Genomic DNA, 24,435 nt, shown 5'->3' on the forward strand with positions numbered 1-24,435 from the left:
TATGAAAAAGAAATCAAGTATTTTAACATTAGTCATTATAATTATTGCTGTAGTTGGTTTACGCTTGTATAAAAAATATGACAGACAACAAGTTCTTAAAAAGCAAAATGAAAAAAATATTGAGCTTTATAAAAAAACTCAAAAAAATCAACGAGAAAAAGACTTAGCAATCCAAAAAGAAAAAACACAAAAAAGATTAGATTCTATAAATGCATTTAAAAAAGCAGAAATGGATGCTAAAATGAAAGAACTAAAAAAAGCTCAGAAAAAAATTCAAGCTGAAATAGATGCAAAAAAGAAATAAATTATTTCCAAGTACTACCTTGAACTTTAATTGCAGCTTTTAAAACATCTTTCTGACTTAATTGACCTATTAATTTTCCGTTTTCTACAACCGGAAATCTTCTTCTGTGAGAACTAATAAACTTAAAGGCTGCATCAAAAATATTCATGTTTTTATCAATTGTATCTACATCTTTCACCATGTATTTACCTACAGTATTATTGATGTCTGAAGGCATATTGTAATATTTACTTTCAGAAATATGTTTAATACAATCTGTTTCAGAAATAATTCCAATTAACTCATTTTTATCATTAACTACAGGTCCTCCAGAAATTTTATATGTAATTAACTGGTTAATCACATGATCTAAAGAGTCTTCTGCTTTAAAAACAATTAATTTTGTTGTCATATAATCAGAAACTAAAATCTCTGATTTTTCTTTTTCTTTTGAGGTATCTCTCTTGCCTTGAAAACTTTTTATTGCCATAATAGTTGGTTTTAATAGACCTAAAATACTGATTTTTAGCTATATTATTACAATTTGTTCACATTTTTTTTATTTCATACATTTATAAAAATTTATTTCATACATGAAAGCATTTTCTTCTCTTATCTCAATTCTTATAATTTTAGGTGTAATTTATTGGAGTTTTTCTGATGCAAAACCTTCTATATCGAATAAGGATACAGCTTTAAAAACGGAGTTTTCTCTAGACAATGCTCTTTTTCACCTAAAAAAAATAAGTGAAAAATCTCATCATGTAGGTTCTGACGAACATAAAATTGTTCAGAATTATATTGTAGAAGAGCTTCAAAAAATGGGATTTCAAACCGAAATTCAAACTCAAACTGCCATTAACAAAAAATGGTTTGCGGCAACAACTGCAGAAAACATTATTGCGCGTTTAAAAGGCTCTGAAAATGGGAAAGCTTTAATGTTACTTACACATTATGATTCTAGTCCACACTCCTCTTTAGGTGCAAGTGATGCCGGTTCTGGTGTTGTAACAATTTTAGAAGGCATGAGGGCTTACTTAGCTAAAAATGAAACACCGAAAAACGACATTGTTCTCTTAATTTCTGATGCAGAAGAATTAGGATTGTTAGGTGCTCAGGCATTTGTTGATGCACATAAATGGACAAAAGAGGTTGGTTTAGTTTTAAATTTTGAAGCTAGAGGAAGTGGCGGACCAAGCTATATGTTGATGGAAACAAATGGGAAAAACAGTAAATTATTATCAGAATTTTTAGCTGCAAAACCTAATTTTCCGATTGCAAATTCGCTAATGTATAGTATCTACAAGAAGCTCCCAAACGATACAGATTTAACCGTTTTTAGAGAAAATGCAAACATAAATGGCTTTAACTTTGCCTTTATTGGAGATCATTTCGATTATCATACCGCACAAGATTCTTATGCCAGATTAGATAGAGAAACCCTATTACATCAGGCAGATTATTTAACAACTACCTTAAATTATTTTGCAAATTCAGATATATCAAACTTAAGCTCTGAAGAAGATTTTGTTTATGTTAACTTTCCGTTTATAAAAATGTTAACCTTTCCCTTTTCTTGGGTTTCACCTATGTCAATAGGCTCTCTAATTATTTTTATTATTTTACTTTTCTTCGGAATTTCGATGAATAAAATAACTGTAAAAGGTCTTTTTAAAGGCTTTATTCCTTTTATTATTTCTGTTCTTTTATGTGGAGGAATTTCTTTTGGTTTATGGAAATTGTTGTTAATTATTCACCCACAGTACCAAGATATTTTACATGGGTTTACCTATAATGGTTATACCTATATTGCCGCTTTTGTATTCTTAAACCTTTGGATTTTATTTAAAATTTATAAATACTTTTTAAAGCAAGAAAAAACTACAGATTTATTAATTGCTCCTATTTTTATTTGGCTAGTTATAAACTTTCTAATTAGCAACTCTTTAAAAGGTGCAGGTTTTTTCATTATTCCTGTTTTTGCAGCTTTATTAATTTTAGCAATTGCTGTTTTTTTAAATTTAGAAGACAAATCAAAACGTATTTTATTTACCCTTCTATCTATTCCAACCATTTACATTTTTGCTCCATTAATTAAGATGTTTCCCGTTGGTTTAGGTTTAAAAAGTTTATTTATAAGCGGAATCATCATTGCCTTAATTTTTGGTTTGATGGTACTAACATTTTATCAAAAAAAATCTTTTTGGATGCAAAAAACTGTTGGTTTTTTAACAATTCTGTTCTTTGGTATCGCAACATATAACAGTGGTTTTTCTATTGATAAGAAAAAACCAAACAGTATCGTTTACATTCAGAATAATGATACTAAAACAGCTTATTATGGAACTTACAATTCATCTTTAGATGAATACACAAAGCAAATCTTTGATGAAAACGCCATAAAAGGAAGTATTGTAAATGCAGAAACAAAAAGTAAATACAATACGCGTTTTAAGTATCATAAGAAAATAACTTTTAAAAATATTTCTACCTCAGAAGTTACAATAGAAATGGATACTTTAATTGGAGATAAACGCTTTCTAGAAGTAAGTATTCTGCCAACAAGAAAAATAAACAAGTTTGAGTTTATCACAAAAAAAGAGCTTAAATTACATCAATTTAAAGTAAACGACGTATTGGTAAATGATGGAAAAGTATACAATATAAAAGGTGGCACTTTTTTAGTTTATCATGTAGCCAATCAAGATAAAAAAATAAACCTTTCTTTTACTCTTTTAAAGAATGAAAAACTAGATTTAATTTTAAATGAAATCTCTTATGATTTATTAGAAAACCCTAATTTTTCTTTAATACCAAGAACAGAAGAAATGATGCCTATGCCCTTTGTAACAAATGATGCAATAATAATATCTAAAAAATTAAACCTATAGTATACAATATAAAAAAGCATCCTAAAAAATTAGAATGCTTTTTTAAATATTAATAATAAGGCCTGCAGTTAATCTATTTCAGATACACGTAAGGTATTTACCATTCCTTTAGCTTCAACAGGCATAGAAGTAAGGTTTATCATTAAATCACCACGTTTTACAAAACCTTTAGATTTAGAAATTTCATTAATATCTACAACGGTATCATCTGTACTTAGATTCTTATCATAATAAAAAGCTCTAACACCCCAAAGTAAATTTAATTTTCCTAAAATTCTTCTTTCTGAAGAAAATGCTAATACATGAGATTTTGGTCTCCAAGCAGAAATTTGAAAAGCAGTATATCCACTATTTGTCAATGTAGAAATTGCTGCTGCATCTGTATCATTTGCCATTAATGCAGCGTGATAACAAATTGATTTTGTCACAAATCTATTTGTTCTAATATGAGGAGCGTTTTGAGGTACTTCTATTAAAGAAGAGTGTTCTACGCTATTAATAATCTCTGTCATTTTTTGAATAACCCTTAAAGGATGTTTCCCAACAGAAGTTTCTCCAGATAACATAACTGCATCTGCACCATCCATAATAGAATTGGCAACATCATTAACTTCTGCTCTTGTTGGTACAGAGTTATCAATCATCGTTTCCATCATTTGAGTTGCAATAATTACAGGAATTCTTGCTCTTTTTGCTCTATGAACCAACATTTTTTGAATTAATGGTACCTCTTGCATTGGTATTTCTACCCCTAAATCTCCACGAGCAACCATTAATCCATCGCAATACGGAATTAATGCGTCAATATTTTCTACAGCCTCTGGCTTCTCTATTTTTGCAATTACAGGTACTCTGTATTCTGAGTGTTGATCAATTAAATCGCGTAACATTCTTAAATCGTCTGGAGTTCTAACAAAAGACAAAGCAATCCAATCTACTTCTTGCTCTAAAGCAAAAACAGCATCATTCATATCTTTTTCTGTCAAGGCAGGTAATGATATAGCTGTGTTAGGTAAATTAACTCCTTTTTTAGATTTTAAAGCACCACCAACAATTACTTTTGTTACAACTTCTGTCTTTTTATCAGCAGAAATTACTTCAAATAATAATTTACCATCATCTACTAAAATTTGTTCTCCTGCTTTTACATCTTTAGGAAAACGTTGGTACGTCATAAAGGCTTTTTCTTTAGTTCCAATACATTGTTCTGTAGTAAAAGTAAAGGTGTCTCCATCCTTAAGAACTACATCGTCTTCCATAACTCCAACACGAAGTTTCGGCCCTTGTAAGTCTCCTAAAATTGCAACATTATATCCTTTTTCTTCATTAATTTCTCTAATTATTTTTACCTTTCTCTTTACATCTTCATAATCTGCATGAGAAAAATTAATTCTAAAAACATTAACTCCTGCAGTTGCTAAATCTGTTAAGATTTCTTTCGTATCTGTTGCGGGTCCTAATGTAGCTACAATCTTAGTTTTTTTATTATTTGGCATATTTAAAATATTAAAAAGTCTTTAGACTTTAATGTTTGTTTATCAACATAATAAGAAGTTATTACTTGATCTATTTTTTTGATTTTCTCTATCGTTTCTACAACAAAACTATGTGATACATCTCCAGAAATTTTAATAAAAAAATCTATTTTTTTCTTTTCTGGAATTAAGTAGGTTTTTATTTCTGATGTAAGTAAAAGTTCATTTGATGTTGTTTGGTATTCTCTTTTAAAGCTGTTTGCTATTAAAAACCAATCAAAATCGTATTCTGTGTTAGAATAATTAAAGACTGAAAAAGAAGCTTTATTTTCGAAATTCTCAAACTCTAAGTTTTCTTTAGATTTATAAAAACTTGTATTTAGATTTTTATTCAATAAATAAGCCAACCTATAGTCTTCTAGAGTTGTGTGAATACCAATTAAAGAATACTCTTCTTGACAAAAATCATCTAAACCTAGAGAATGAATTTGCATAAATAATAACTCTTTTTTTAGTTTTTATAAGATGCTAAATTACTAATAGTTTGCGAGTTTTACTTGAAAATTAACGAAAACGTTGTCGTAGTTAACTTGAAGAAATTTGATTTTGGAATGCAAAATACACTCTTTTTGATGCTTGTTCTTCTGCTTTCTTTTTGGAGGTTGCTCTTCCTTTGGCTATTTGCTCTCCATCAATACTTATTTTTACACTAAAGTGTTTGATTGACTCGTTCCCAGAATCTTCATAAGTATCAAAAGTATATTTTTTCTTTTGTTTCTGACACCATTCTATAATAAGTCCTTTATAGCTAGTAATTTTTCCTTCTAGTTTTTGTATGTCTACATAAGGAATTATTACATTTTTATAAATAAATTTTTGACAGAAATTATATCCCTTATCTAGATAAATAGCACCTACTAAAGCTTCAAAAATATTACCGTGAATATTATCACCAACATTTGCTTGATCAATATTACTTTTTACAAACCGAATCAAGTCTAAGTCTTTACCTAATTCATTTAAATGCTCTCTGCTAACTATTTTAGATCGCATTTGAGTTAAATACCCTTCTGAACCTGTTGGAACTTTTTTGTACAAATATGCAGCAATTACAGAGCCTAAAATAGAATCTCCTAAAAACTCTAAACGTTCGTAGTTTATTGGAATTCCTTTGTTGTCTGTAATCTGTATAGATCTATGAGTAAATGCTTTTTTGTACTTTTTAATTTTTCTTGGAGAAAACTTAAGAAGTTTTTTTAATTCGTTATACAATTCTACATCTTCATCAGAATGCGAATGAATTATTTTACGAATAAAACCCATAAATTATTCCTGTATTTTCTTAAAAGCAACACATGCATTATGACCCCCAAAACCAAATGTATTACTCATTGCTACTTTAATTTCGCGATTTTGAGCTTTATTTAAAGTTAAATTTAATTCTGGATTGATATTTTCATCCACATTAACATGATTAATTGTTGGTGGCACAATACTATGTTTCATTGCTAAAATTGCAGCAATAGATTCTATAGCTCCTGCAGCACCCAATAAGTGACCTGTCATAGATTTTGTAGAATTAATATTGATATCCTTAGCATGTTCACCAAAAACTTCAGATATTGCTTTTAATTCTGCAACATCACCTAAAGGTGTAGAGGTCCCATGAGTATTAATATGGTCTACATCTTCTGGTTTTATTCCTGAATTTTCTAAGCAATTTTTCATTACAGCAATAACCCCAATTCCTTCAGGGTGTGGTGCTGTCATATGATAAGCATCAGAAGACATTCCGCCTCCAATAACTTCTGCATAAATTTTTGCTCCTCTTGCTTTAGCGTATTCATATTCTTCTAAAACAATGGCTCCAGCTCCTTCTCCTAAAACAAACCCATCTCGTTCTGCATCAAAAGGTCTTGATGCTGTTTCTGGGCTTTCATTTCTAGTTGATAAAGCATGCATTGCGTTAAAACCTCCTACACCTGCTTGAGTAACAGCTGCTTCAGATCCTCCAGTAACAATTACATCACAATATCCTAATCGAATATAATTTAATGCATCTATCATTGCATTTGCAGATGATGCACAGGCAGAAACCGTTGTATAATTGGGCCCCATAAATCCATTTTTAATCGAAATGTTTCCTGGAGCAATATCTGCTATCATTTTTGGGATAAAGAATGGATTAAACCTTGGTGTTCCATCACCAGCGCCAAAATTCATTGCTTCATTTTGAAAAGTTTCTAAGCCTCCAATTCCTGCTCCCCAAATTACACCAACGCGTAATTTGTTAATTTTTTCTAAGTCTAGATTTGAGTCCGCAATTGCCTCATCAGAAGCTACCATTGCGTACTGTGTAAATCTATCCATTTTACGTGCGTCCTTTCTATTGATGAAATCGGTTACGTTAAAGTTCTTTAATTCACATGCAAAACGAGTTTTGAACTTGGCAGCATCAAAGTGTGTGATAGGTGCTGCCCCGCTAACTCCGTTAACTAAAGCGTTCCAATATTCTTCAATATTATTACCAATTGGCGTTAATGCGCCAAGTCCAGTGACTACAACTCGTTTTAATTGCATATAAATATTACTTTTTTGCTTCTTCTATATAGCTAACTGCTTGACCTACGGTACCGATGTTCTCAGCTTGATCGTCTGGAATTTGAATATCGAATTCTTTTTCGAATTCCATAATTAACTCAACAGTATCTAATGAATCTGCTCCTAAATCATTTGTGAAGCTAGCTTCTGTTGTTACTTCGTTATCGTCTACTCCTAATTTATCTACGATAATCGCTTTTACTCTTGATGCAATGTCTGACATAATTTTGTGTTTTTTAAAATTTTAATCGGGGCAAAAATACAAATCTTATTAATTATAACTAATTTTTGTCCGATAAATGATTATTAAAAGTAAAGAAAAAAGTTTAATCTTCCATTAAAATAATCCGTTTGTTAATAATTATTCTTTTTTTTGTACTCTAGATATATAGATATGAAGCGTATTATTATTTTTGCTTCTGGTTCTGGAACGAACGCAGAAAATATTATTCAATTTTTTAATCACACTAGAACTGCTAAAGTTACTCAAGTGTTGTGTAACAACAAACGAGCCAAAGTTTTTGATAGATGTAACAGTTTAAATACCAAGTGCTTATACTTTACAAAAGATGATTTTTATAATACAGATAAGATCTTTAATATCTTAAAAAACGAAGCAGATTATATTATTTTAGCTGGTTTTTTATGGAAAATTCCTGAAAAAATAATTGATGTTTTTCCGAATAAAATCATTAATATTCATCCTGCATTGTTACCAAAATATGGAGGAAAAGGAATGTATGGCATGCATGTTCATAAGGCTGTAAAAGAAAATAATGAAAGTGAAACTGGCATTACAATTCATTACGTAAACGCTAATTATGATGAAGGAGCCATCATATTTCAAGCAAAAACAAGCTTAAATGAAGAAGATACTCCCGAAACTATTGCCAAAAAAATTCATTTTTTAGAACAAGAGTATTTTCCTAGAGTTATAGAAGATGTAATTTTAGATATAAATGAGTAAGAAAAAATTTTACGTGGTTTGGAACGGACGCAAAAAAGGAGTATTTACTTCCTGGAAAGTTTGTAAAGCGCAAATTGATGGTTTTGATGGTGCACAATACAAATCTTTTGCAAACTTAGAAGAAGCCGAAATTGCATCTAAAGGTAAATATGATGATTATAAAGGTAAAAACACTAAAAAACCAACCTTGTCATCTTCAGAAAAAGAAAAATACGGAAAACCTATTTTAGAAAGTATTTCTGTGGATGCCGCTTGCTCTGGTAATCCTGGGAAAATGGAATACAGAGGTGTTTTAACACACAATAAAAAAGAAATTTTTAGAAAAGGACCTTTTGAAAAAGGAACTAATAATATTGGTGAATTTTTAGCTTTAGTGCATGGTATTGCACTTTTAAAGAGTAAAAACAAAGAAAATATTCCAATTTATTCTGATTCTAAAATTGCTATGAGTTGGGTAAAACAGAAACGTTGTAAAACAAATATGCATTTTGATCCTTCTAATAAAGAACTTCTAGAACTGATAAAAAGAGCCGAAAAATGGCTAAAAGAGCATACATTTAAAAACCCTATTTTAAAATGGGAAACCAAAGCTTGGGGAGAAATTCCTGCCGATTTTGGACGGAAATAATCTCAACTATCAGTTATCAATATTAAAAAATAGAACCACAAATAGGTGAGGTAAATAAAATAAAAGCCCAAAACTAAAATTAGTTTTGGGCTTTTATTTTACACAATGATTTTGTTTCTACCTAAATAGAAGCTTTCATTAATTCTCTATTCATACGTGCAATATTATCTAAAGAAATTCCTTTCGGGCATTCTACCTCACAAGCACCTGTATTTGTACAATTACCAAAGCCTTCTGCATCCATTTGTGCTACCATGTTTAAAACACGATCTGTAGCTTCTATTTGCCCTTGTGGTAATAATGCATATTGAGATACTTTTGCTCCAACAAACAACATTGCAGAAGAGTTTTTACACGTTGCAACACATGCTCCACAACCAATACAAGTTGCAGCATCCATTGCTTCATCAGCTGCGTGTTTAGAAATTGGAATTGAGTTTGCATCTTGTGTATTTCCTGAAGTGTTTACAGAAATAAATCCACCTGCTTGTTGTATACGTTCAAAAGAAGTTCTGTCTACTACTAAATCTTTAATTACAGGAAATGCTGCTGCTCTAAATGGTTCTATCGTAATAGTATCTCCATCTTTAAACATACGCATGTGTAATTGACACGTAGTTACACCTCTATCTGGACCATGTGCTTCTCCGTTTATGTACATAGAACACATACCACAAATACCTTCTCTACAATCATGATCAAAAGCAACCGGTTCTTCACCAGAATTTACTAACTGTTCATTTAAAACATCCATCATTTCTAAAAAAGACATGTGTTCTGAAATATCAGTCACCTTATAATCAACCATTTGACCCTTTGAACTTGAGTCTTTTTGTCTCCAAATTTTAAGTGTTAAATTCATTTTGTCTTTTATTTATATGAACGTTGTTTTAATTCAATATCGTTAAACTCTAATTCTTCTTTATGTAATACTGCTTCTGAAGGCTCTCCTTTGTATTCCCAAGCAGCAACGTATGCATAATCTTTATCATTACGTTTTGCTTCTCCTTTTTGTAAACCATCTAATTCTACAGACTCTTCTCTAAAATGACCTCCACAAGATTCGTTTCTATCTAAAGCATCTTTTGCAAACAACTCTCCTAGTTCTAAAAAGTCTGCCACACGACCTGCTTTTTCTAACTCTGGATTCATTTCATTTGCAGTACCAGGAACAGTTACGTTTTTCCAGAAATCTTCACGTAAAGCTTTAATTTCTACCATAGCTTCTTGTAAACCTTTCGCATTACGAGCCATTCCACATTTATCCCACATAATTTTTCCTAATTTTTTGTGGTAATAATCTACAGAGTATTTTCCTTTATTATTGATAAAGAAATTGATACGTTCTTTCACTTCGTTTTCTGCTTCTTCGAATTCTTTGGTTTCCGTTGAAATTTTCCCTGTTCTAATATCGTTTGATAAATAATCACCAATTGTATAAGGTAACACGAAATATCCATCTGCTAAACCTTGCATTAATGCAGAAGCCCCTAATCTGTTTGCACCATGATCAGAGAAGTTTGCTTCTCCAATACAATACAATCCGTCTACTGTAGTCATTAAATTATAATCTACCCATATACCTCCCATTGTGTAGTGGGTTGCTGGATAAATCATCATTGGAGTTTCATATGGGTTTTGATCTATAATCTTCTCATACATCTGGAATAAATTCCCATATTTAGCCTCTACAATTGCTTTCCCTAAATCATAAATTTCTTTATTCGAAGGGTTTGTTAAATGATGCAATTTTGCTTGCTCTTTTCCGTAACGTTCTATAGCCGATTTAAAATCTAAATAAACCGCTTCTCCTGTTGCATTTACACCATAACCAGCATCGCAACGTTCTTTTGCTGCTCTCGATGCCACATCACGAGGTACTAAGTTACCAAATGCAGGATATCTTCTTTCTAAATAATAATCTCTTTCATCTTCAGACAAATCGGTAGGTTTTTTACGTCCTTCACGAATTGCTAAAACATCTTCCATCTTTTTTGGAACCCAAATACGTCCATCATTTCTAAGCGATTCAGACATCAATGTTAATTTTGATTGATAATCTCCAGAACGCGGAATACATGTTGGGTGAATTTGTGTATAACAAGGATTTGCAAAATAGGCTCCTTTTTTATGGATTTTCCAAGCTGCAGTGGCATTAGAACCCATTGCGTTGGTTGATAAGAAATATACATTTCCATATCCACCTGAAGCAATCACCACTGCATGTGCAGAATGACGCTCAATTTCTCCAGTAATTAAATTACGAGCAATAATTCCACGAGCTTTTCCATCAATTTTAACAACGTCTAACATTTCATGACGATTGAACATTTCAATCTTACCACGAGCAATTTGACGGTTCATTGCAGAATAAGCACCTAATAATAATTGTTGCCCTGTTTGTCCTTTTGCATAAAAAGTTCTAGAAACTAAAACTCCTCCAAATGAACGATTATCTAACAATCCACCATAATCACGTGCAAAAGGAACACCTTGTGCCACACATTGATCGATAATATTTGCAGAAACTTCGGCCAAACGATAAACGTTTGCCTCACGAGAACGGTAATCTCCTCCTTTTACAGTATCATAGAATAATCTGTAAAAAGAATCACCATCTCCTTGGTAGTTTTTTGCTGCATTTATTCCTCCTTGAGCTGCAATTGAATGCGCTCTACGCGGAGAATCTTGATAAGCAAACGCTTTAACATTGTAGCCTAATTCTGCCAATGTTGCAGAAGCAGAACCACCTGCCAAACCTGTTCCAACTACAATAATATCAATATTACGTTTGTTTGCTGGATTTACTAAGTCTATATGATTTTTATAATCTGTCCATTTATCTTTAATTGGACCTTTTGGTACTTTTGAATCTAAAGCCATAGTTATTTAAGATTAATGGTTATGATTTAAGTGATGATAAAGCGCAACAATTATAAATCCTAAAGGAACAATTATCGAATATGCTTTACCAATTGTTTGTAATGTTTTTTTACGTCCGGCTGTAGCACCCATAGATTGAAATGCCGATGTAAAACCGTGAGCTAAATGCAATCCTAAGAAAACAAAAGCTGTCACATAAGCTCCAACTCTAAGTGGGTTTACAAATTTTTCTTGTAATTCATGAAAATATCTGAATTCTCCGTTATGAAGTCCAGACCAATCACCTTGAATAAATTTGGTGTTAATTTCTGGAAACCAAAAATCAATGAAATGCAAAATGATAAAAGCTAAAATTGCAATACCACTCCAAATCATATTTCTACTCATCCATGTTGAATTAGCCGCTCCGTTGTTTTTTGCATAAGAAATGTTTCTTGCCCTAGAATTTTTTAATTCTAAAACAAAACCCATTACAAAGTGAAAAACTACACCAAAAATTAATACTGGTTGAAGTGCAAATTGAACTAATGAATTGGTTCCCATAAAGTGAGAAACCTCATTAAATTTCTCAGGACTAAAAACCGATAAAAGGTTTATTGCTAAATGCTGAAGTAAGAAAAACATCAGGAAGAACGCAGATAGCGCCATGGCTACTTTTCTTCCAATTGAAGATTTAAAAAATCCGCTCATTGTATAGTTAATTAAAAGTTAGTACAAACTTAAGGCTAAAGTAGGGGCTTCACAAAATTTATGAATTATTTTATATAATATTTAGAATTATTTTAAATAATTACTAATGTTTTTGATTAGAAGGTACCAAACATTTATTGTTTTGCCACTTTCCTTTCAAATCTTCTTTTAAAAGCACCAAACCATCGCAAGATAAAAAATTTCCTTTTTTATCTTTCTTTATAATTTTCATTTTCCCTGCTTTTATTGCATTTACAATTCTATAAATTAATCCGTTTTTAGGTGTTTTACTTCCTCTTGAAATCAACTTCAGTCCTTCATCATTATTATATAAATCCATTTCAGAAGAAATTTTATCTGGTGCTTGTCCATCTTCTAACTTTCTGTTTTTATACATAAAATAATTCTCTTTTTCATGTGCTTTCCCTAAAGAACGAGCAGCAGATTTTCCTATTTCTTGTCGTAATCTCGCCATCCAATATGCGTGTCTAAATGCATCTACTTGTCCGCCTGCAGCATCACCATCTAATAAGTTTGTTTTCTTAATAGAATCTGTAACTCTATTGGTTTCTTTAGAAATTTTTAAAGATTTTGTAGCTTTAAATGGATGCAACAATACCCATGTTTTTTTTGGCCCCGAAAGTTTAAAAAAACTTTTAAAATTTGATTGTGAGAAGAGAGAATTTACAAACAGAATAAAAACAAAAAACAGTACTTTTTTCATGTGATAAAAGTACTGTTTTAAAACTATTTTTAAAAAAAGGTACACTACATTACCTCAATGATTTCTGATGCATCTCCAATTTTAACTGTATATTTTCCTTTTGGAAGGTAAAAAACTCCGTTTTGCGCTGCTTTAATTTTAGCTTTCTTGTTAGCTCTCTGAAATGCCTTTTTTCCTTTTTCAGAAAAAGAAACATCAAACATTAATTCATTGTACCCTTTATCTGCGTTTACAGATATTGAGCTTACTTTTACTTTTCCTGCAAAAATATCTACTGTCATTTTTTTACTTTCATTTGTATAAAAAGGAATTTTGATTTTTGGTGTATTTGCTGCCCTCCATTGACTCCAAGAACTTCCCCATCTTTTACTTTTTTTAATTTTACTAATTGTAAAAATATGTGTAGGTTTTTCTAAAATTTCTTCTGTCATTTCTTGAAGTGCACTAACATTTGTTTTGTACAAGCTACGTCCGTGAGTTGCTACAATTAAATCTTTAGCTGTTGGCTGAATAACCAAATCGTGCACAGCTACATTTGGTAAATTTTTACTAAAATTTTGCCAAGAAGCTCCTTTGTCAAAAGAAATATACAGCCCATTATCGGTCCCTAAATACAAGATGTTTTCGTTTTCAGAATCTTCCTTTATAACGTTTACCGCTGCTGTAGGAATGTTATTGCGAATGTTTTTCCATGTTTGACCATAATCATCAGAAACATAAACATACGGTGTAAAATCATCAAATCTATAACCGTTTAAAGTAGCATAAACACGCTCTTTCTTAAATTTTGAAGCAATCACTCTAGAAACCCATAAATTTTGCGGTAAATTATTAGAAATTCGCGTCCAACTTCCGCCTCCATTTTTAGATATATTGATATAACCATCATCTGACCCAGTGTATATCAATCCAAATTGAAATGGACTTTCAGAAATTGACGTTAAGGTTCCGTAAGCAACATTTCCTTTTTTACCTCCTTGTGTTAAATCTCCAGAAATTTCTTCCCAATCATCTCCTTTATTTAAAGAACGATGCAATTTATTACTTCCTAAATATAAAATATCTTGATTGTGTTTTGATAAATGAATCGGCGTTTGCCAGTTAAATCTGTATGGCTTTTCTTTTTTCTTAGGTTCTGGCTGAATGTATTCGTTTTTACCTGTTTCTCTATTAATTCTATAATAATTTCCAAATTGATAACCTGTATACACAATATTTGGATTTCTATCATCAACCTGAACTTGCATTCCATCTCCTCCCATTAAAGATTTATATGGATTTTGACCTGTTTGCTGCCAACTTTTATTTATTCTAGCATTATTAGGTCCTACCCAAACACCGTTATCTTGTAAACCTCCGTAAACATTATAATTTTTTTGATTATCTGCATAAACCGAATAAAATTGACCAACTGCAACATTGTTTAACTTAACCCAACTTTCTCCGTCATCATAAGAAACATTTAAACCACCATCATTTCCTTCAAGTAAATGACCACTTTTTTTAGGGTTTACCCATAAAGCTTGATGATCTGCATGTACATTTTCTTTACTTATAGAAGTAAATGTTTTTCCTCCATCTTTAGATTTTATAATAGCAACTCCTAAAACATAAATACTGTTTTCATCTTGTAAGTCAACTCTAATTTCACCAAAATAATATCCATAAGAACTATAAATACCATCTAAATAATTGGTATGAGTTTTTTGCCATTTTTTTCCACCATCTGTAGTTTTAAAAATTTCTGCACCAATCACAGGCTCTTCAAAAGCAACAGCCATTTCATTTTCTAGAAAAGTCATTAATTCTTTGGGTTTCATCCCTCCAGGTCTTAAAAGTTGTTTTACATTCTCTGCTCTAAATTTTTCTTGAAAACCATGAGCTTTTAAATAACTGTCTAAGGTTTTGTTTCTAAGCGCTAAAACATCCGCAGAAGTAAAATTTTTAAATTGTTCTTTAGAAAAATTGTGAGCGGTTTTTTTATCTTTTGGAGCTCTTCTATATTGGCTATCGTGTAATGCATAGACTGTGTTTTCATTAAAAACAGCTAAACCAATTCTTCCAACACCTTCTCCTGTAGGAAAACCACTCTTATCTGCTATTTTTGTCCAAGTTTTTCCTGCATCTGTACTTTTGTATATTCCTGATTTATTCCCATTTCCTACAAAATTCCATGCTTTACGTTCTCGTTCCCAAGCTGCAGCATACATTATATTAAAATTCTCTGGAGCAAAAGCAATATCAATAATACCTGTATTCTCATCAATAAATAAGGTTTTTGTCCATGTTTTCCCTCCGTCAGTAGTTTTAAAAACTCCACGTTCTATATTTGGAGAGTATAAATGCCCAATAGAACCTACAACAACCTCATCAGGGTTTTTTGGATTGATCAAAATTCGCCCTATATGATGTGAATCTTTTAGACCTACATTCATCCATGTTTCACCTTTGTTTGTAGATTTTAAAATACCAATCCCAGCATAAGAAGAACGAGAAGAATTATTTTCTCCTGTTCCTACCCAAATGGTTCCTGAATTCCAATCAACCGCAATATCTCCTACATTTTGAGTTGGAGCATTGTCTAAAACAGGAGTTAAAGTTGTTCCATTATTATTTGTATACCAAACTCCACCAGACGCATAGCCTACATAAAATTCTGTTGAATTGTTTGGATTTACATCAACATCTACAACACGACCGCTCATAACTGTTGGGCCAATACTCGCAAAAGAGATGTTTTTTACTAAAGAAGTTTTTTCTAATTGCTCTTTTTTATTTAAAGATTGCTGAACTACCTGAGATTTAGTAGGTGTTTGAGCAATTATTGATGTACAAAAACACCATAATAAAAGTTGGGAAAATTTTTTCATAAGAAAGTTCGATTTGTTTAAAGCGATGAAATTACCACTTGTAAATTCAAAAACAAAAAAATTAACATAATATCCATTTTGGACTTCTTATAGCTTCAATTTAAAACAACGTATCTTTGTAGATTGAAATTACCAATTAAGGTTCATTTCGCAAATAGAATTTATGTCGTTTAAATCATTAGGATTAAAAGAAGCTTTGATAAAAGCTGTTGAAGAAAAAGGGTACACAAAACCATCACCAATACAAGAAAAAGCAATTCCGCATATTTTAGAAGGAAAAGATATTTTAGCTTCTGCACAAACCGGAACAGGAAAAACTGCAGGGTTTACTTTACCTGTTTTACAGTATCTATCTGACACAAAACACCCAAAATACAGACCTTTACGTGCATTAGTATTAACCCCAACAAGAGAATTAGCTGCGCAAGTTTATGATAATGTTAGAGAATATAGTAAATATGTAAATATAAAATCTGCTGTAGTTTTTGGAGGTGTAAATGCAAAACCACAAATTGCCACACTAAAAAGTGGAGTAGATATTTTAGTTGCAACACCAGGAAGGTTGTTAGATTTACATGATCAAAAAGCAGTTTCTTTTAAAAGAATTGATGTGCTTATTTTAGATGAAGCCGATAGAATGTTAGACATGGGATTTGTTAGAGACATTAACAAACTCATTAGCTTTATGCCAGAAAAGCGTCAGAACCTAATGTTTTCTGCAACTTTTTCTAAAGATATAAAAAAATTAGCCGAAGGGATTTTAAGAAACCCTGTTTCTGTAGAAACAGCTCCACAAAACTCAACAGCTAAAAAGGTAACTCACAAAGTTTTTAAAGTTGATAAAAATAAAAAAACGGAGTTTACAATTAAATTGATCAAAGACAATAATTGGAACCAAGTTTTAATTTTTACAAGAACAAAACATGGCGCCAATAAATTAACAGAAAAACTGATAAAAGCTGGAATTTCTGCAGCAGCAATTCACGGAAATAAAAGTCAAGGAGCAAGAACAAAAGCATTAAAGAATTTTAAAGACAATTCTATTAAAATTTTAGTTGCTACAGATATTGCTGCGCGTGGTTTAGACATTCCGTTATTACCACATGTTATTAATTTTGAATTACCAAACGTACCCGAAGATTATGTACATAGAATAGGTAGAACAGGTAGAGCAGGAGCAGCAGGAGAAGCTATTTCTTTAGTTTGTAGTGAAGAAACAGAATATCAAAATGAAATAGAAAAACTACTAAACGAAAAACTAAAATCTAACATCGTAGAAGGTTTTGAACCTACAGATACAGCCCCTCCAAAAAGAGCTGCATCTCAAAGTAAAGGTTCATTTGGAAAAAAGAAAAGACCTGGAAACTCAAATTCTTCGGAGGGAAACAAAGCCAAAAGAAAGCCTCATTTTAAAGGAAATAAACCCACAAGTACTTCTGGAAGAGGAAGAACCGGTGCTCCAAAAAAGAAACGTTTCTAACATCATTTTTTGTTGGTGATATTATTCCTACATTTGTGTTATTAAACATAAATTCAGATGAAATATCACCAAATAAATTCAGCCCTTTTTATCAAAAATCGTAAAAACTTTGCTGCAGCAATGAAGCCAAATAGTTTAGCGATTTTTAATTCTAATGACATTTATCCAATAAGTGCAGATAGTACAATGCCTTTTGAACAACACCGAGATATATTTTATTTAAGCGGTGTAGACCAAGAAGAAAGTGTGCTAATGTTATTTCCAGATTGCCCAAATGAAAATTTAAGAGAAATCTTGTTTGTTAGAGAAACAAACGATCATATTGCTGTTTGGGAAGGAGAAAAACTTACAAAAGAAGCTGCTTTTAAAACAAGTGGAATTAAAACCGTTTATTGGTTACAAGATTTAGAAAAAATCTTATTTGAAATGTCTACTTATGCGGATACTTTTTACATCAACACAAATGAACATTATAGAGCACGTGTAGAAACAGAAACTCGTGAAGATCGTTTTACCAAATGGTTGTTAGCAAAATATCCTGCACATGCTGTTGCAAAAAGCAATCCTATCTTACAAAGGTTGCGTTCTGTAAAAGATCAAATAGAATTGGATTTAATGCAGCATGCTTGTAATATTACAGAAAAAGGTTTCCGTAGAATTTTAAACTTTATAAAACCTGGTGTTTGGGAGTATGAAATTGAGGCAGAATTGTTACATGAGTTTATAAGAAACAGGTCTAAGGGATTTGCATACACACCAATTATTGCTAGTGGAAATAATGCCAATGTTTTACACTATATAGAAAACAATCAACAATGTAAAAGTGGCGATTTAATTTTATTTGATATTGCTGCAGAATATGCAAATTATAAAAGTGATTTGTCTAGAACTGTACCTGTATCTGGTAAGTTTTCCGATAGACAAAAAGCTGTATATAATGCTGTAAATCATGTTAAAAAAGAAGCTACAAAGCTATTAGTTCCGGGAACTTTATGGAAAGAATATCATGTAGAAGTTGGTAATATTATGACTTCTGAATTATTAAAACTTGGATTGTTAGACAAAGCTGATGTACAAAATGAAGATAAAAATTGGCCAGCATATAAAAAATATTTTATGCATGGAACTTCACATCACATTGGTTTAGACACACATGATTATGGTTTGTTACATGAAAAAATGCAAGCAAATATGGTTTTTACTGTAGAACCAGGAATTTATATTCCGGAAGAAGGTTTTGGAATTCGTTTAGAAGATGATGTTGTTGTACAAGAAAAAGGAGAACCTTTTAATTTAATGAGAAATATTCCTATTGAAGCAGATGAAATTGAAGATTTGATGCGAGGTTAAATCTTTGAAATAAATAAAAAAAGCGAGTTTTAAGACTCGCTTTTTTCTTCATAATTTTTGAATTGATTTTTAAACTATCTTTTTTCTTACTAATAAACGTATCGAAAATAAACATGAAATTAAAAATTGATAAGCTTGTCCTTTCTATAATTGGGACTATAATAGTAGCCTATTTTTTTCCGAAATGGGGAGTACAAGAGAGTAAAATTCCTATCGACACGATTAGTGCGATAGGAATTTCGCTTATCTTCTTTTTTTACGGGTTAAAATTAAATCCGACACAATTAAAAGCAGGACTTAAAAATTGGAAATTACACCTTTTAGTACAAAGTGCTACGTTTTTAATGTTTCCGTTATTGGTATTGTTAGCCCATCCATTTATTCAAAATGAGGAGCAAGAAACCATTTGGCTAGCGTTCTTTTTCTTGGCAGCTTTACCATCTACAGTATCGTCGTCTGTGGTTATGGTTTCTATGGCAAAAGGTAATATTCCTGCAGCTATATTTAATGCCAGTATTTCGGGAATTATTGGAATTGCAATTACACCACTTTGGATGGGGTTGTTTGTTGATAATGCGCAAACCGATTTTGATTTTACAAGTATATACATCAAGTTGATTGTTCAAATTATTTTACCTGTAGTTTTAGGACTTTTATTACAACGTTTTTTAGGAAAGTTTGCCTACAAACACAGTAGTAAATTAACACTATTTGATAAATCGATTATTTTATTAATCATCTATAAAAGTTTTGCAGAATCTTTTAGTGGAGATATTTTTAGTACCGTTTCTTTTTTAGATTTATTATTAATTTTTGGAGGTGTTGTTATTTTGTTTATTGTTGCTTTTTCTGTAACCGGTATTATAGCGAATAAAGCATCATTGAATATAGAAGATAAGATTACGGCTCAGTTTTGTGGGACTAAAAAATCCTTAGTTCATGGGACGGTTTTTTCTAAAATACTGTTTGGTAATATGGCTTCTATTGGTATTATTCTTTTGCCTTTAATGTTATTTCATGCTACACAAATTTTAATTATTAGTATTGTTGCATCAAAACTCGCAAAGCGAAAAAGTGCTGAATTGTAGAAATAATTCAATAAAAATTACTTTTTTCACTCTTCAGAACTTACAAAATCGACATCACTTAATGTCTTTAGAAATGAAATAAGGCTCTCTTTCTCATCTTCTGTAAGTGGAATTCTATTGTTGTTATCTTTCAAAATTGGATCCAAATTATCGGCATCTAAAACACCCCTATCTAAATAATCTAACACTTCTTTTAAAGTAGCAAATTGCCCAAAACTTCCGTAAGGAGCAGTGTATTCTATATTTCTTAAAGTAGGGACTCTAAAACGATACAAATCTTCATTTTTTCCTGTTACTCTTGCACGTCCAGCTTCATCTGTATTTGGGTTTACAGGAAAACCTATATTTCTAAAACTTTGATCTGTAAATAATTCTGTGCCATGACAACTTGCACATTTTTGCTGAAAAATTATAGATCCTTTTTCTTCTTTTTCTGTAAAAGTTCCTCCTTCATTTCGTTTTACTTTATCGTATTTACTATTGGCTGAAATTAAAGTATATTCATATTGAGCAATACTATTGTAAATTTTTTCTGGCGTAATACCCTCATCTCCAAAAGCTTTATAAAACAAATTGATATAGTCTTCTTCGGTTGCTATTTTACCTATTGCTTCTAATATAGAAGAATCCATTTCTTCATGTGTAATAATAGGAACTAAAGGCTGAGTTTCTAATTGACGTTTGCTCCCATCCCAATTATAAAATTGCATAAAAGCCAGATTCTGAATAGGAGGTGTGTTTCTAAGCCCCACTCTTCCTTCAATTCCAATCCCTATTGCATTATGATCGGCAAAGGCATTTTCTTGCATATGACAACTAGAACAAGAAATCGTATTATCTGTACTCAATCTCTTTTCTTTAAATAATTTCTCTCCTAATTCAACCCCATATTTTGTAGGTACATTGTCATAAAAAAAAGTATTTAAATCTGGAAAATCAGCAGGAATATTTAATGTTACTTCTGGATTATCATAAGAAATAGGGTCATAATCTTCGTTCGCACAAGAAGCAAGCAGCAGCAAGATAAAGATGTTTCTTATAAAGTTTTTCATTACAAATAAATTAGTTGAGTAAAATATTAAAAAAGCTGGCTAGAGTATAAAACCTAAGCCAGCTCTATCATTTTAATTTAGTTTTCTACACGTTCTATAGAAAACATTCCTTTAGTATTTGTAGAACTATTACCACCGATATTATTAACAAATTTTGTCATTTGAACAGCTGTATGAATATTAGGTGTTGCATTGTTAGACATACCAGTTCCTGAACTTAGTGTAATTATTTCGTTATCTCCACTTAATAATTTATCAAAATCTGCTTTAATAACAATTTTAGGTGCATTACTACCAACCTTAGCATTTGTAGTCAAATCTAAGGTAATATCTCTATAAGCATCAACACCTATAACTAAATCATCTCCACCATTAGGGTCTTCATCAAGTGTGCTACCTGTATGGATCGATAATTTTTTATTATCTGTATCATAAAAACCTTCAATTTTTGTAAAACGATATCCTGTTCCCCATTCCCACATCATTTCTGTATCATTTTCTTCTGCTTGTGCATAAAAATTTGGAAAACTTACTTGGTCTAACGTGTTTAATGCTGTTTTTACTCCTAAACCAAATTTTATTTGGGTATACTCAGTAGTTGGAATATTACTTAAAACATATTGTAATGTTGCAGGATTGGATTGATCTACAATAGTTGCTCCATTGTCTAAATTATTTACGTTATAAGGAAACTCTACACCTTCTGAGTTTATAAGACGAATATTACTGATTATGTATTTCAACTCAGAAAAATGGTGTGTTTGTCCTGCGACAGAAGTATTTACCGTAGCTTCTGAAGAAGTAGCATCTCCTAAAACAATTGTGTTATTTCCAAACGTATTGTTAAACTCTAATGTTACTTCATTTGCAACGGGTATACTATCTTCACTACAAGATATAATTCCTAAAGAGATGAATGATAGTAAAAGGTATTTTTTTAAGTTTTTCATTTTGTATTATTTTAATTTTAAAAAATTATTTTTAAAGACGTAAAAAAATTACGCCCCATTCTTGGGATATTTCCCCAATCTGCATAAGTGCTATAATATTCATTAAACAAGTTTTCCGCACCTACCTGAAAAACTGTTTTGTAATCTTTAATATAAAAAGTATAATCTGCAGAAACATTCCAGTTTTTGTAAGAAGGTGTTTCATCTTCTCCAAATTCTGGACTGTAATTCTTCTGTTTTAAATCGCCATTTAACGAGGTTAATACACTGAATTTTTTATGTGAAAAATGCAAGGAACTTTGGTAACTTAAAGGACGAATAAATGGTAAATTCTTTTGATTATCATCCAAACCTCTAGCATAAGTTAAAGTTCCATCCCAATGCAAATTATGTAAAAGTGTGTACTTGGTGTTTAATGAAAAATTAAAAAGTGTGGCATAATCTAAAGAGGTATATCCTTTTACACCTACAGATTGATAATTCATAGGACTCCCCAAACTTAAAATTCTTCCTATAATATAATTCTGAATATAGAAGTAGTTCACTTTGGCTTGTACACTCAGTTTTTCATTTTTAAAACCTGCACTTGCATTGGTTTCATAAGAAATTTCATTTTTCAAATCCGGATTTCCAATGTAATCGTACCGATCGAAACTGTTATAAATATAATACCCATAACCCTCAGAAACAGAAGGCGCTCTATGGCCATAACCACCACCAGCAGAAAAATTAAAATTTCCTACGTTTAGGTTATAACTTGCGTTTAAACTTGGTAAAAACCTCGTTTTTTCTTGTGGTGTTCCTGGGTGAAAAATCCAATTGAATTCTACATATTTAGAATAATTGTAATTCACACCTAAAGAGCCTCCAAAACTTAACTGACTTGCGTCAGAAATATCCCATAAATTATTCATGGAAAGTCCGACATAAGTTGTAGTAACCCAAGGCCAACTATAGGCAAACATGGTTTGTTTACTTCTGTCTTGCGGATACATACGCATTTCTGCAATCGATACATTATTGTATGCATTCAACTGCACTTCTGAAGATACATTTTCTTTTTGAAGATTCACTTTAGAAATCAAACCATAGGTTGTACTCCAACCTGGCATGTCCATATGAACCAAATTTTCTGGACGTGTTGTATCATCCATATAATGTTCTACAGCATTAAAGTACACTTTAGAATCCCATACTTTTACAATTCCTTTTTCAAAAAATTGTTTGTATGCAACGGATGTAATCAATGCTCTAGACAATGATAAATCCATTGGCAATGCAGGAAAACCTACGTCTTTTGCTCTATCAAAAATGGCGTCTACTCTTAGAGAAGATAAATCGCTCGTTTTATAAGCAACACCTATAGAAGCATTTAATTTTTCGAACTGAGAATGATGTACTTCCTCATTATTACCATCCGAATAATTTTCTGCTTTTCTATTAGAAATACTACCGTCTACAACCAACTTATCACTAGAATAAGAAACATTCCCAAGATTTAAAAACTGCTTATTATTAAACTCGAAACCTGTTTGGTATGATCCACTCCATTTTTGAATGCGTCCAAAAGCAGTGCTTTTCCTTTTTAAATCGATACTACCCGCTACAGTTGCACCATGCAGACTACCTTCTTGTCCTGATTTTATATCAATATCAGATAAATTATTACTTTCTACATAAGAAGTTACGGGATCCATTTTATCGGTACAAGCACCAAAAATGTGCATTCCATCAACAGTGATTATAGAGCGTTCTGTGCTCATATTGTTTAATAAAGGCTCCCACGCATATGCACCACGTTTAATAAAACTGATATTATCTGAAGAGGCTAAAAACTCATCCACAGAAACTGCCATTTTCATATCTGTTTCTATTTTCTTTTTTTTAGCCGCGATAATTACAACTTCCTTTAAAACACCTCCTAAACTGTCTTTTTTCTTTTGAACAGTTTCTTTAGTTTGTGCATTTGCAAAAGATGCTACCAAAAGAATTACTAAGGTTATTCTTTTCATTGTTTTAAAATAAGATGTCAATAAATAATTCTCCTTTTTCACCTTCAATTCCGGGTGTAAAATCTGTAGAGACTTCTGTTCCTTTTACAACTTCATTATTTTCATCCTTTAAAATGAAATTTAAGGTCCAATTTCCGGTCATTGTATAATTTACCACTCCATGGTACAGATTATCGTCTTGTTGCGTTAAATCGACGTTATTTAACGAAGAATGATTCCCCATAGAAGGTTCTGACATTCTCGGATCTATTAATAACGTGTGGTTTTCGACAACGGAATACGAAAACTGTGTTGGATCTGGAAAATCTCCTGCGATATTTGTAGGCTGATTGTATTTGTAAATGCCAGCAACTAAATCATTTTCTGCTACATTTGGACTTTGTGGAGCCACCAAAGCAATAAAATACTGCTCGTTGTCATCCTATGTTTGTCAAGTGTTAAATACTTTGTTAGAATTAATTACATTTAAAATTAATATTAACAAGAAAAGT

The 24,435-nt window shown here is 31.4% G+C and carries 22 protein-coding genes; 7 read left to right on the top strand and 15 right to left on the bottom strand.

The genetic code is table 11. The annotated features are described in order from the left end of the window. Position 1 precedes the first annotated feature (1 nt). Positions 2–304 carry a hypothetical protein gene (locus MC378_RS12520; protein ID WP_242179104.1) on the top strand — a complete coding sequence of 101 codons (303 nt, stop codon included), beginning with the start codon at positions 2–4 and terminating at the stop codon, positions 302–304. A 1-nt stretch (position 305) separates the two neighbouring features. On the opposite strand, the gene MC378_RS12525 is transcribed toward MC378_RS12520, so the two are convergent. Then, positions 306–773 (bottom strand): CBS domain-containing protein, encoded by a 468-nt coding sequence (locus MC378_RS12525; RefSeq protein WP_242179105.1) that lies wholly within the window; start codon positions 771–773, stop codon positions 306–308. 103 nt (positions 774–876) lie between these two features. On the opposite strand from MC378_RS12525, the gene MC378_RS12530 reads away from it, so the two are divergent. Then, on the top strand, positions 877–3,174 hold the full coding sequence (locus MC378_RS12530; protein ID WP_242179106.1) for a M28 family peptidase: 2,298 nt from the start codon (positions 877–879) through the stop codon (positions 3,172–3,174). Positions 3,175–3,242: 68 nt separating this feature from the next. Here MC378_RS12530 and pyk read toward each other — a convergent pair whose 3' ends face one another. The 5 genes from pyk to MC378_RS12555 form a co-directional block, all read right to left on the bottom strand. Further along, positions 3,243–4,670 (bottom strand): pyruvate kinase, encoded by a 1,428-nt coding sequence (pyk, locus tag MC378_RS12535; protein WP_242179107.1) that lies wholly within the window; start codon positions 4,668–4,670, stop codon positions 3,243–3,245. 2 nt (positions 4,671–4,672) lie between these two features. Further along, positions 4,673–5,143, bottom strand: coding sequence for an IPExxxVDY family protein (locus tag MC378_RS12540; protein ID WP_242179108.1), 471 nt, complete (start codon positions 5,141–5,143; stop codon positions 4,673–4,675). 91 nt (positions 5,144–5,234) lie between these two features. Beyond that, complete coding sequence (rnc, locus tag MC378_RS12545) at positions 5,235–5,972, bottom strand: ribonuclease III (protein WP_242179109.1); 738 nt, start codon at positions 5,970–5,972, stop codon at positions 5,235–5,237. A gap of 3 nt (positions 5,973–5,975) precedes the next feature. Further along, the gene (fabF, locus tag MC378_RS12550; RefSeq protein WP_242179110.1) at positions 5,976–7,229 is read right to left on the bottom strand and encodes a beta-ketoacyl-ACP synthase II; all 1,254 of its coding nucleotides are present in this window, start codon (positions 7,227–7,229) and stop codon (positions 5,976–5,978) included. A gap of 7 nt (positions 7,230–7,236) precedes the next feature. Then, positions 7,237–7,473 (bottom strand): acyl carrier protein, encoded by a 237-nt coding sequence (locus MC378_RS12555; RefSeq protein WP_004569249.1) that lies wholly within the window; start codon positions 7,471–7,473, stop codon positions 7,237–7,239. Between the two features lie 171 nt (positions 7,474–7,644). On the opposite strand from MC378_RS12555, the gene purN reads away from it, so the two are divergent. After that, positions 7,645–8,217, top strand: a complete 573-nt coding sequence (gene purN / locus MC378_RS12560) for a phosphoribosylglycinamide formyltransferase (protein ID WP_242179111.1) — start codon at positions 7,645–7,647, stop codon at positions 8,215–8,217. Continuing rightward, positions 8,210–8,845: a ribonuclease H1 domain-containing protein gene (locus MC378_RS12565; RefSeq protein WP_242179112.1), complete on the top strand. Its 636-nt coding sequence runs from the start codon at positions 8,210–8,212 to the stop codon at positions 8,843–8,845. Before purN ends, MC378_RS12565 begins: the two co-directional genes overlap by 8 nt. A 121-nt stretch (positions 8,846–8,966) precedes the next feature. Here MC378_RS12565 and MC378_RS12570 read toward each other — a convergent pair whose 3' ends face one another. The 5 genes from MC378_RS12570 to MC378_RS12590 all read right to left on the bottom strand — a co-directional run bounded on the left by MC378_RS12570 (position 8,967) and on the right by MC378_RS12590 (position 16,012). Continuing rightward, positions 8,967–9,707, bottom strand: a complete 741-nt coding sequence (locus tag MC378_RS12570) for a succinate dehydrogenase/fumarate reductase iron-sulfur subunit (protein ID WP_242179113.1) — start codon at positions 9,705–9,707, stop codon at positions 8,967–8,969. Between the two features lie 8 nt (positions 9,708–9,715). Then, on the bottom strand, positions 9,716–11,728 hold the full coding sequence (locus MC378_RS12575) for a fumarate reductase/succinate dehydrogenase flavoprotein subunit (protein ID WP_242179114.1): 2,013 nt from the start codon (positions 11,726–11,728) through the stop codon (positions 9,716–9,718). Positions 11,729–11,740: 12 nt separating this feature from the next. Beyond that, a complete protein-coding gene (locus MC378_RS12580; RefSeq protein WP_242179115.1) occupies positions 11,741–12,418 on the bottom strand; it encodes a succinate dehydrogenase cytochrome b subunit in 678 nt (225 codons plus the stop codon). Between the two features lie 103 nt (positions 12,419–12,521). Continuing rightward, positions 12,522–13,142 (bottom strand): DUF6973 domain-containing protein, encoded by a 621-nt coding sequence (locus tag MC378_RS12585; protein ID WP_242179116.1) that lies wholly within the window; start codon positions 13,140–13,142, stop codon positions 12,522–12,524. Positions 13,143–13,186: 44 nt separating this feature from the next. Continuing rightward, positions 13,187–16,012: a VPS10 domain-containing protein gene (locus tag MC378_RS12590; protein ID WP_242179117.1), complete on the bottom strand. Its 2,826-nt coding sequence runs from the start codon at positions 16,010–16,012 to the stop codon at positions 13,187–13,189. A 163-nt stretch (positions 16,013–16,175) separates the two neighbouring features. Here MC378_RS12590 and MC378_RS12595 point away from each other — a divergent pair, with 163 nt between their 5' ends. The 3 genes from MC378_RS12595 (at position 16,176) to MC378_RS12605 (ending at position 19,930) form a co-directional block, all read left to right on the top strand. Beyond that, complete coding sequence (locus MC378_RS12595; protein ID WP_242179118.1) at positions 16,176–17,492, top strand: DEAD/DEAH box helicase; 1,317 nt, start codon at positions 16,176–16,178, stop codon at positions 17,490–17,492. A 57-nt stretch (positions 17,493–17,549) separates the two neighbouring features. After that, positions 17,550–18,842, top strand: coding sequence for an aminopeptidase P family protein (locus MC378_RS12600; protein WP_242179119.1), 1,293 nt, complete (start codon positions 17,550–17,552; stop codon positions 18,840–18,842). Positions 18,843–18,955: 113 nt separating this feature from the next. Further along, complete coding sequence (locus tag MC378_RS12605) at positions 18,956–19,930, top strand: bile acid:sodium symporter family protein (RefSeq protein WP_242179120.1); 975 nt, start codon at positions 18,956–18,958, stop codon at positions 19,928–19,930. Between the two features lie 26 nt (positions 19,931–19,956). On the opposite strand, the gene MC378_RS12610 is transcribed toward MC378_RS12605, so the two are convergent. The 4 genes from MC378_RS12610 to MC378_RS12625 form a co-directional block, all read right to left on the bottom strand. Then, positions 19,957–20,982, bottom strand: a complete 1,026-nt coding sequence (locus MC378_RS12610; RefSeq protein ID WP_242179121.1) for a cytochrome-c peroxidase — start codon at positions 20,980–20,982, stop codon at positions 19,957–19,959. A gap of 77 nt (positions 20,983–21,059) precedes the next feature. Further along, positions 21,060–21,932, bottom strand: coding sequence for an MbnP family protein (locus MC378_RS12615; RefSeq protein WP_242179122.1), 873 nt, complete (start codon positions 21,930–21,932; stop codon positions 21,060–21,062). A 17-nt stretch (positions 21,933–21,949) separates the two neighbouring features. Further along, positions 21,950–23,944 carry a TonB-dependent receptor plug domain-containing protein gene (locus MC378_RS12620; RefSeq protein ID WP_242179123.1) on the bottom strand — a complete coding sequence of 665 codons (1,995 nt, stop codon included), beginning with the start codon at positions 23,942–23,944 and terminating at the stop codon, positions 21,950–21,952. A 4-nt stretch (positions 23,945–23,948) separates the two neighbouring features. Continuing rightward, positions 23,949–24,335, bottom strand: a complete 387-nt coding sequence (locus tag MC378_RS12625; protein WP_242179124.1) for a hypothetical protein — start codon at positions 24,333–24,335, stop codon at positions 23,949–23,951. Positions 24,336–24,435: the final 100 nt, after the last annotated feature.

This window comes from Polaribacter marinus (genome assembly GCF_022662535.1).
GTDB lineage: Bacteria > Bacteroidota > Bacteroidia > Flavobacteriales > Flavobacteriaceae > Polaribacter > Polaribacter marinus.

Bases quoted from the DNA above. Each gene is read 5' to 3' on its own strand.
- MC378_RS12520 (WP_242179104.1), top strand. From the start codon at position 2: ATGAAAAAGAAATCAAGTATTTTAACATTAGTCATTATAATTATTGCT.
- MC378_RS12525 (WP_242179105.1), bottom strand. From the start codon at position 773: ATGGCAATAAAAAGTTTTCAAGGCAAGAGAGATACCTCAAAAGAAAAA.
- MC378_RS12530 (WP_242179106.1), top strand. From the start codon at position 877: ATGAAAGCATTTTCTTCTCTTATCTCAATTCTTATAATTTTAGGTGTA.
- pyk (WP_242179107.1), bottom strand. From the start codon at position 4,670: ATGCCAAATAATAAAAAAACTAAGATTGTAGCTACATTAGGACCCGCA.
- MC378_RS12540 (WP_242179108.1), bottom strand. From the start codon at position 5,143: ATGCAAATTCATTCTCTAGGTTTAGATGATTTTTGTCAAGAAGAGTAT.
- rnc (WP_242179109.1), bottom strand. From the start codon at position 5,972: ATGGGTTTTATTCGTAAAATAATTCATTCGCATTCTGATGAAGATGTA.
- fabF (WP_242179110.1), bottom strand. From the start codon at position 7,229: ATGCAATTAAAACGAGTTGTAGTCACTGGACTTGGCGCATTAACGCCA.
- MC378_RS12555 (WP_004569249.1), bottom strand. From the start codon at position 7,473: ATGTCAGACATTGCATCAAGAGTAAAAGCGATTATCGTAGATAAATTA.
- purN (WP_242179111.1), top strand. From the start codon at position 7,645: ATGAAGCGTATTATTATTTTTGCTTCTGGTTCTGGAACGAACGCAGAA.
- MC378_RS12565 (WP_242179112.1), top strand. From the start codon at position 8,210: ATGAGTAAGAAAAAATTTTACGTGGTTTGGAACGGACGCAAAAAAGGA.
- MC378_RS12570 (WP_242179113.1), bottom strand. From the start codon at position 9,707: ATGAATTTAACACTTAAAATTTGGAGACAAAAAGACTCAAGTTCAAAG.
- MC378_RS12575 (WP_242179114.1), bottom strand. From the start codon at position 11,728: ATGGCTTTAGATTCAAAAGTACCAAAAGGTCCAATTAAAGATAAATGG.
- MC378_RS12580 (WP_242179115.1), bottom strand. From the start codon at position 12,418: ATGAGCGGATTTTTTAAATCTTCAATTGGAAGAAAAGTAGCCATGGCG.
- MC378_RS12585 (WP_242179116.1), bottom strand. From the start codon at position 13,142: ATGAAAAAAGTACTGTTTTTTGTTTTTATTCTGTTTGTAAATTCTCTC.
- MC378_RS12590 (WP_242179117.1), bottom strand. From the start codon at position 16,012: ATGAAAAAATTTTCCCAACTTTTATTATGGTGTTTTTGTACATCAATA.
- MC378_RS12595 (WP_242179118.1), top strand. From the start codon at position 16,176: ATGTCGTTTAAATCATTAGGATTAAAAGAAGCTTTGATAAAAGCTGTT.
- MC378_RS12600 (WP_242179119.1), top strand. From the start codon at position 17,550: ATGAAATATCACCAAATAAATTCAGCCCTTTTTATCAAAAATCGTAAA.
- MC378_RS12605 (WP_242179120.1), top strand. From the start codon at position 18,956: ATGAAATTAAAAATTGATAAGCTTGTCCTTTCTATAATTGGGACTATA.
- MC378_RS12610 (WP_242179121.1), bottom strand. From the start codon at position 20,982: ATGAAAAACTTTATAAGAAACATCTTTATCTTGCTGCTGCTTGCTTCT.
- MC378_RS12615 (WP_242179122.1), bottom strand. From the start codon at position 21,932: ATGAAAAACTTAAAAAAATACCTTTTACTATCATTCATCTCTTTAGGA.
- MC378_RS12620 (WP_242179123.1), bottom strand. From the start codon at position 23,944: ATGAAAAGAATAACCTTAGTAATTCTTTTGGTAGCATCTTTTGCAAAT.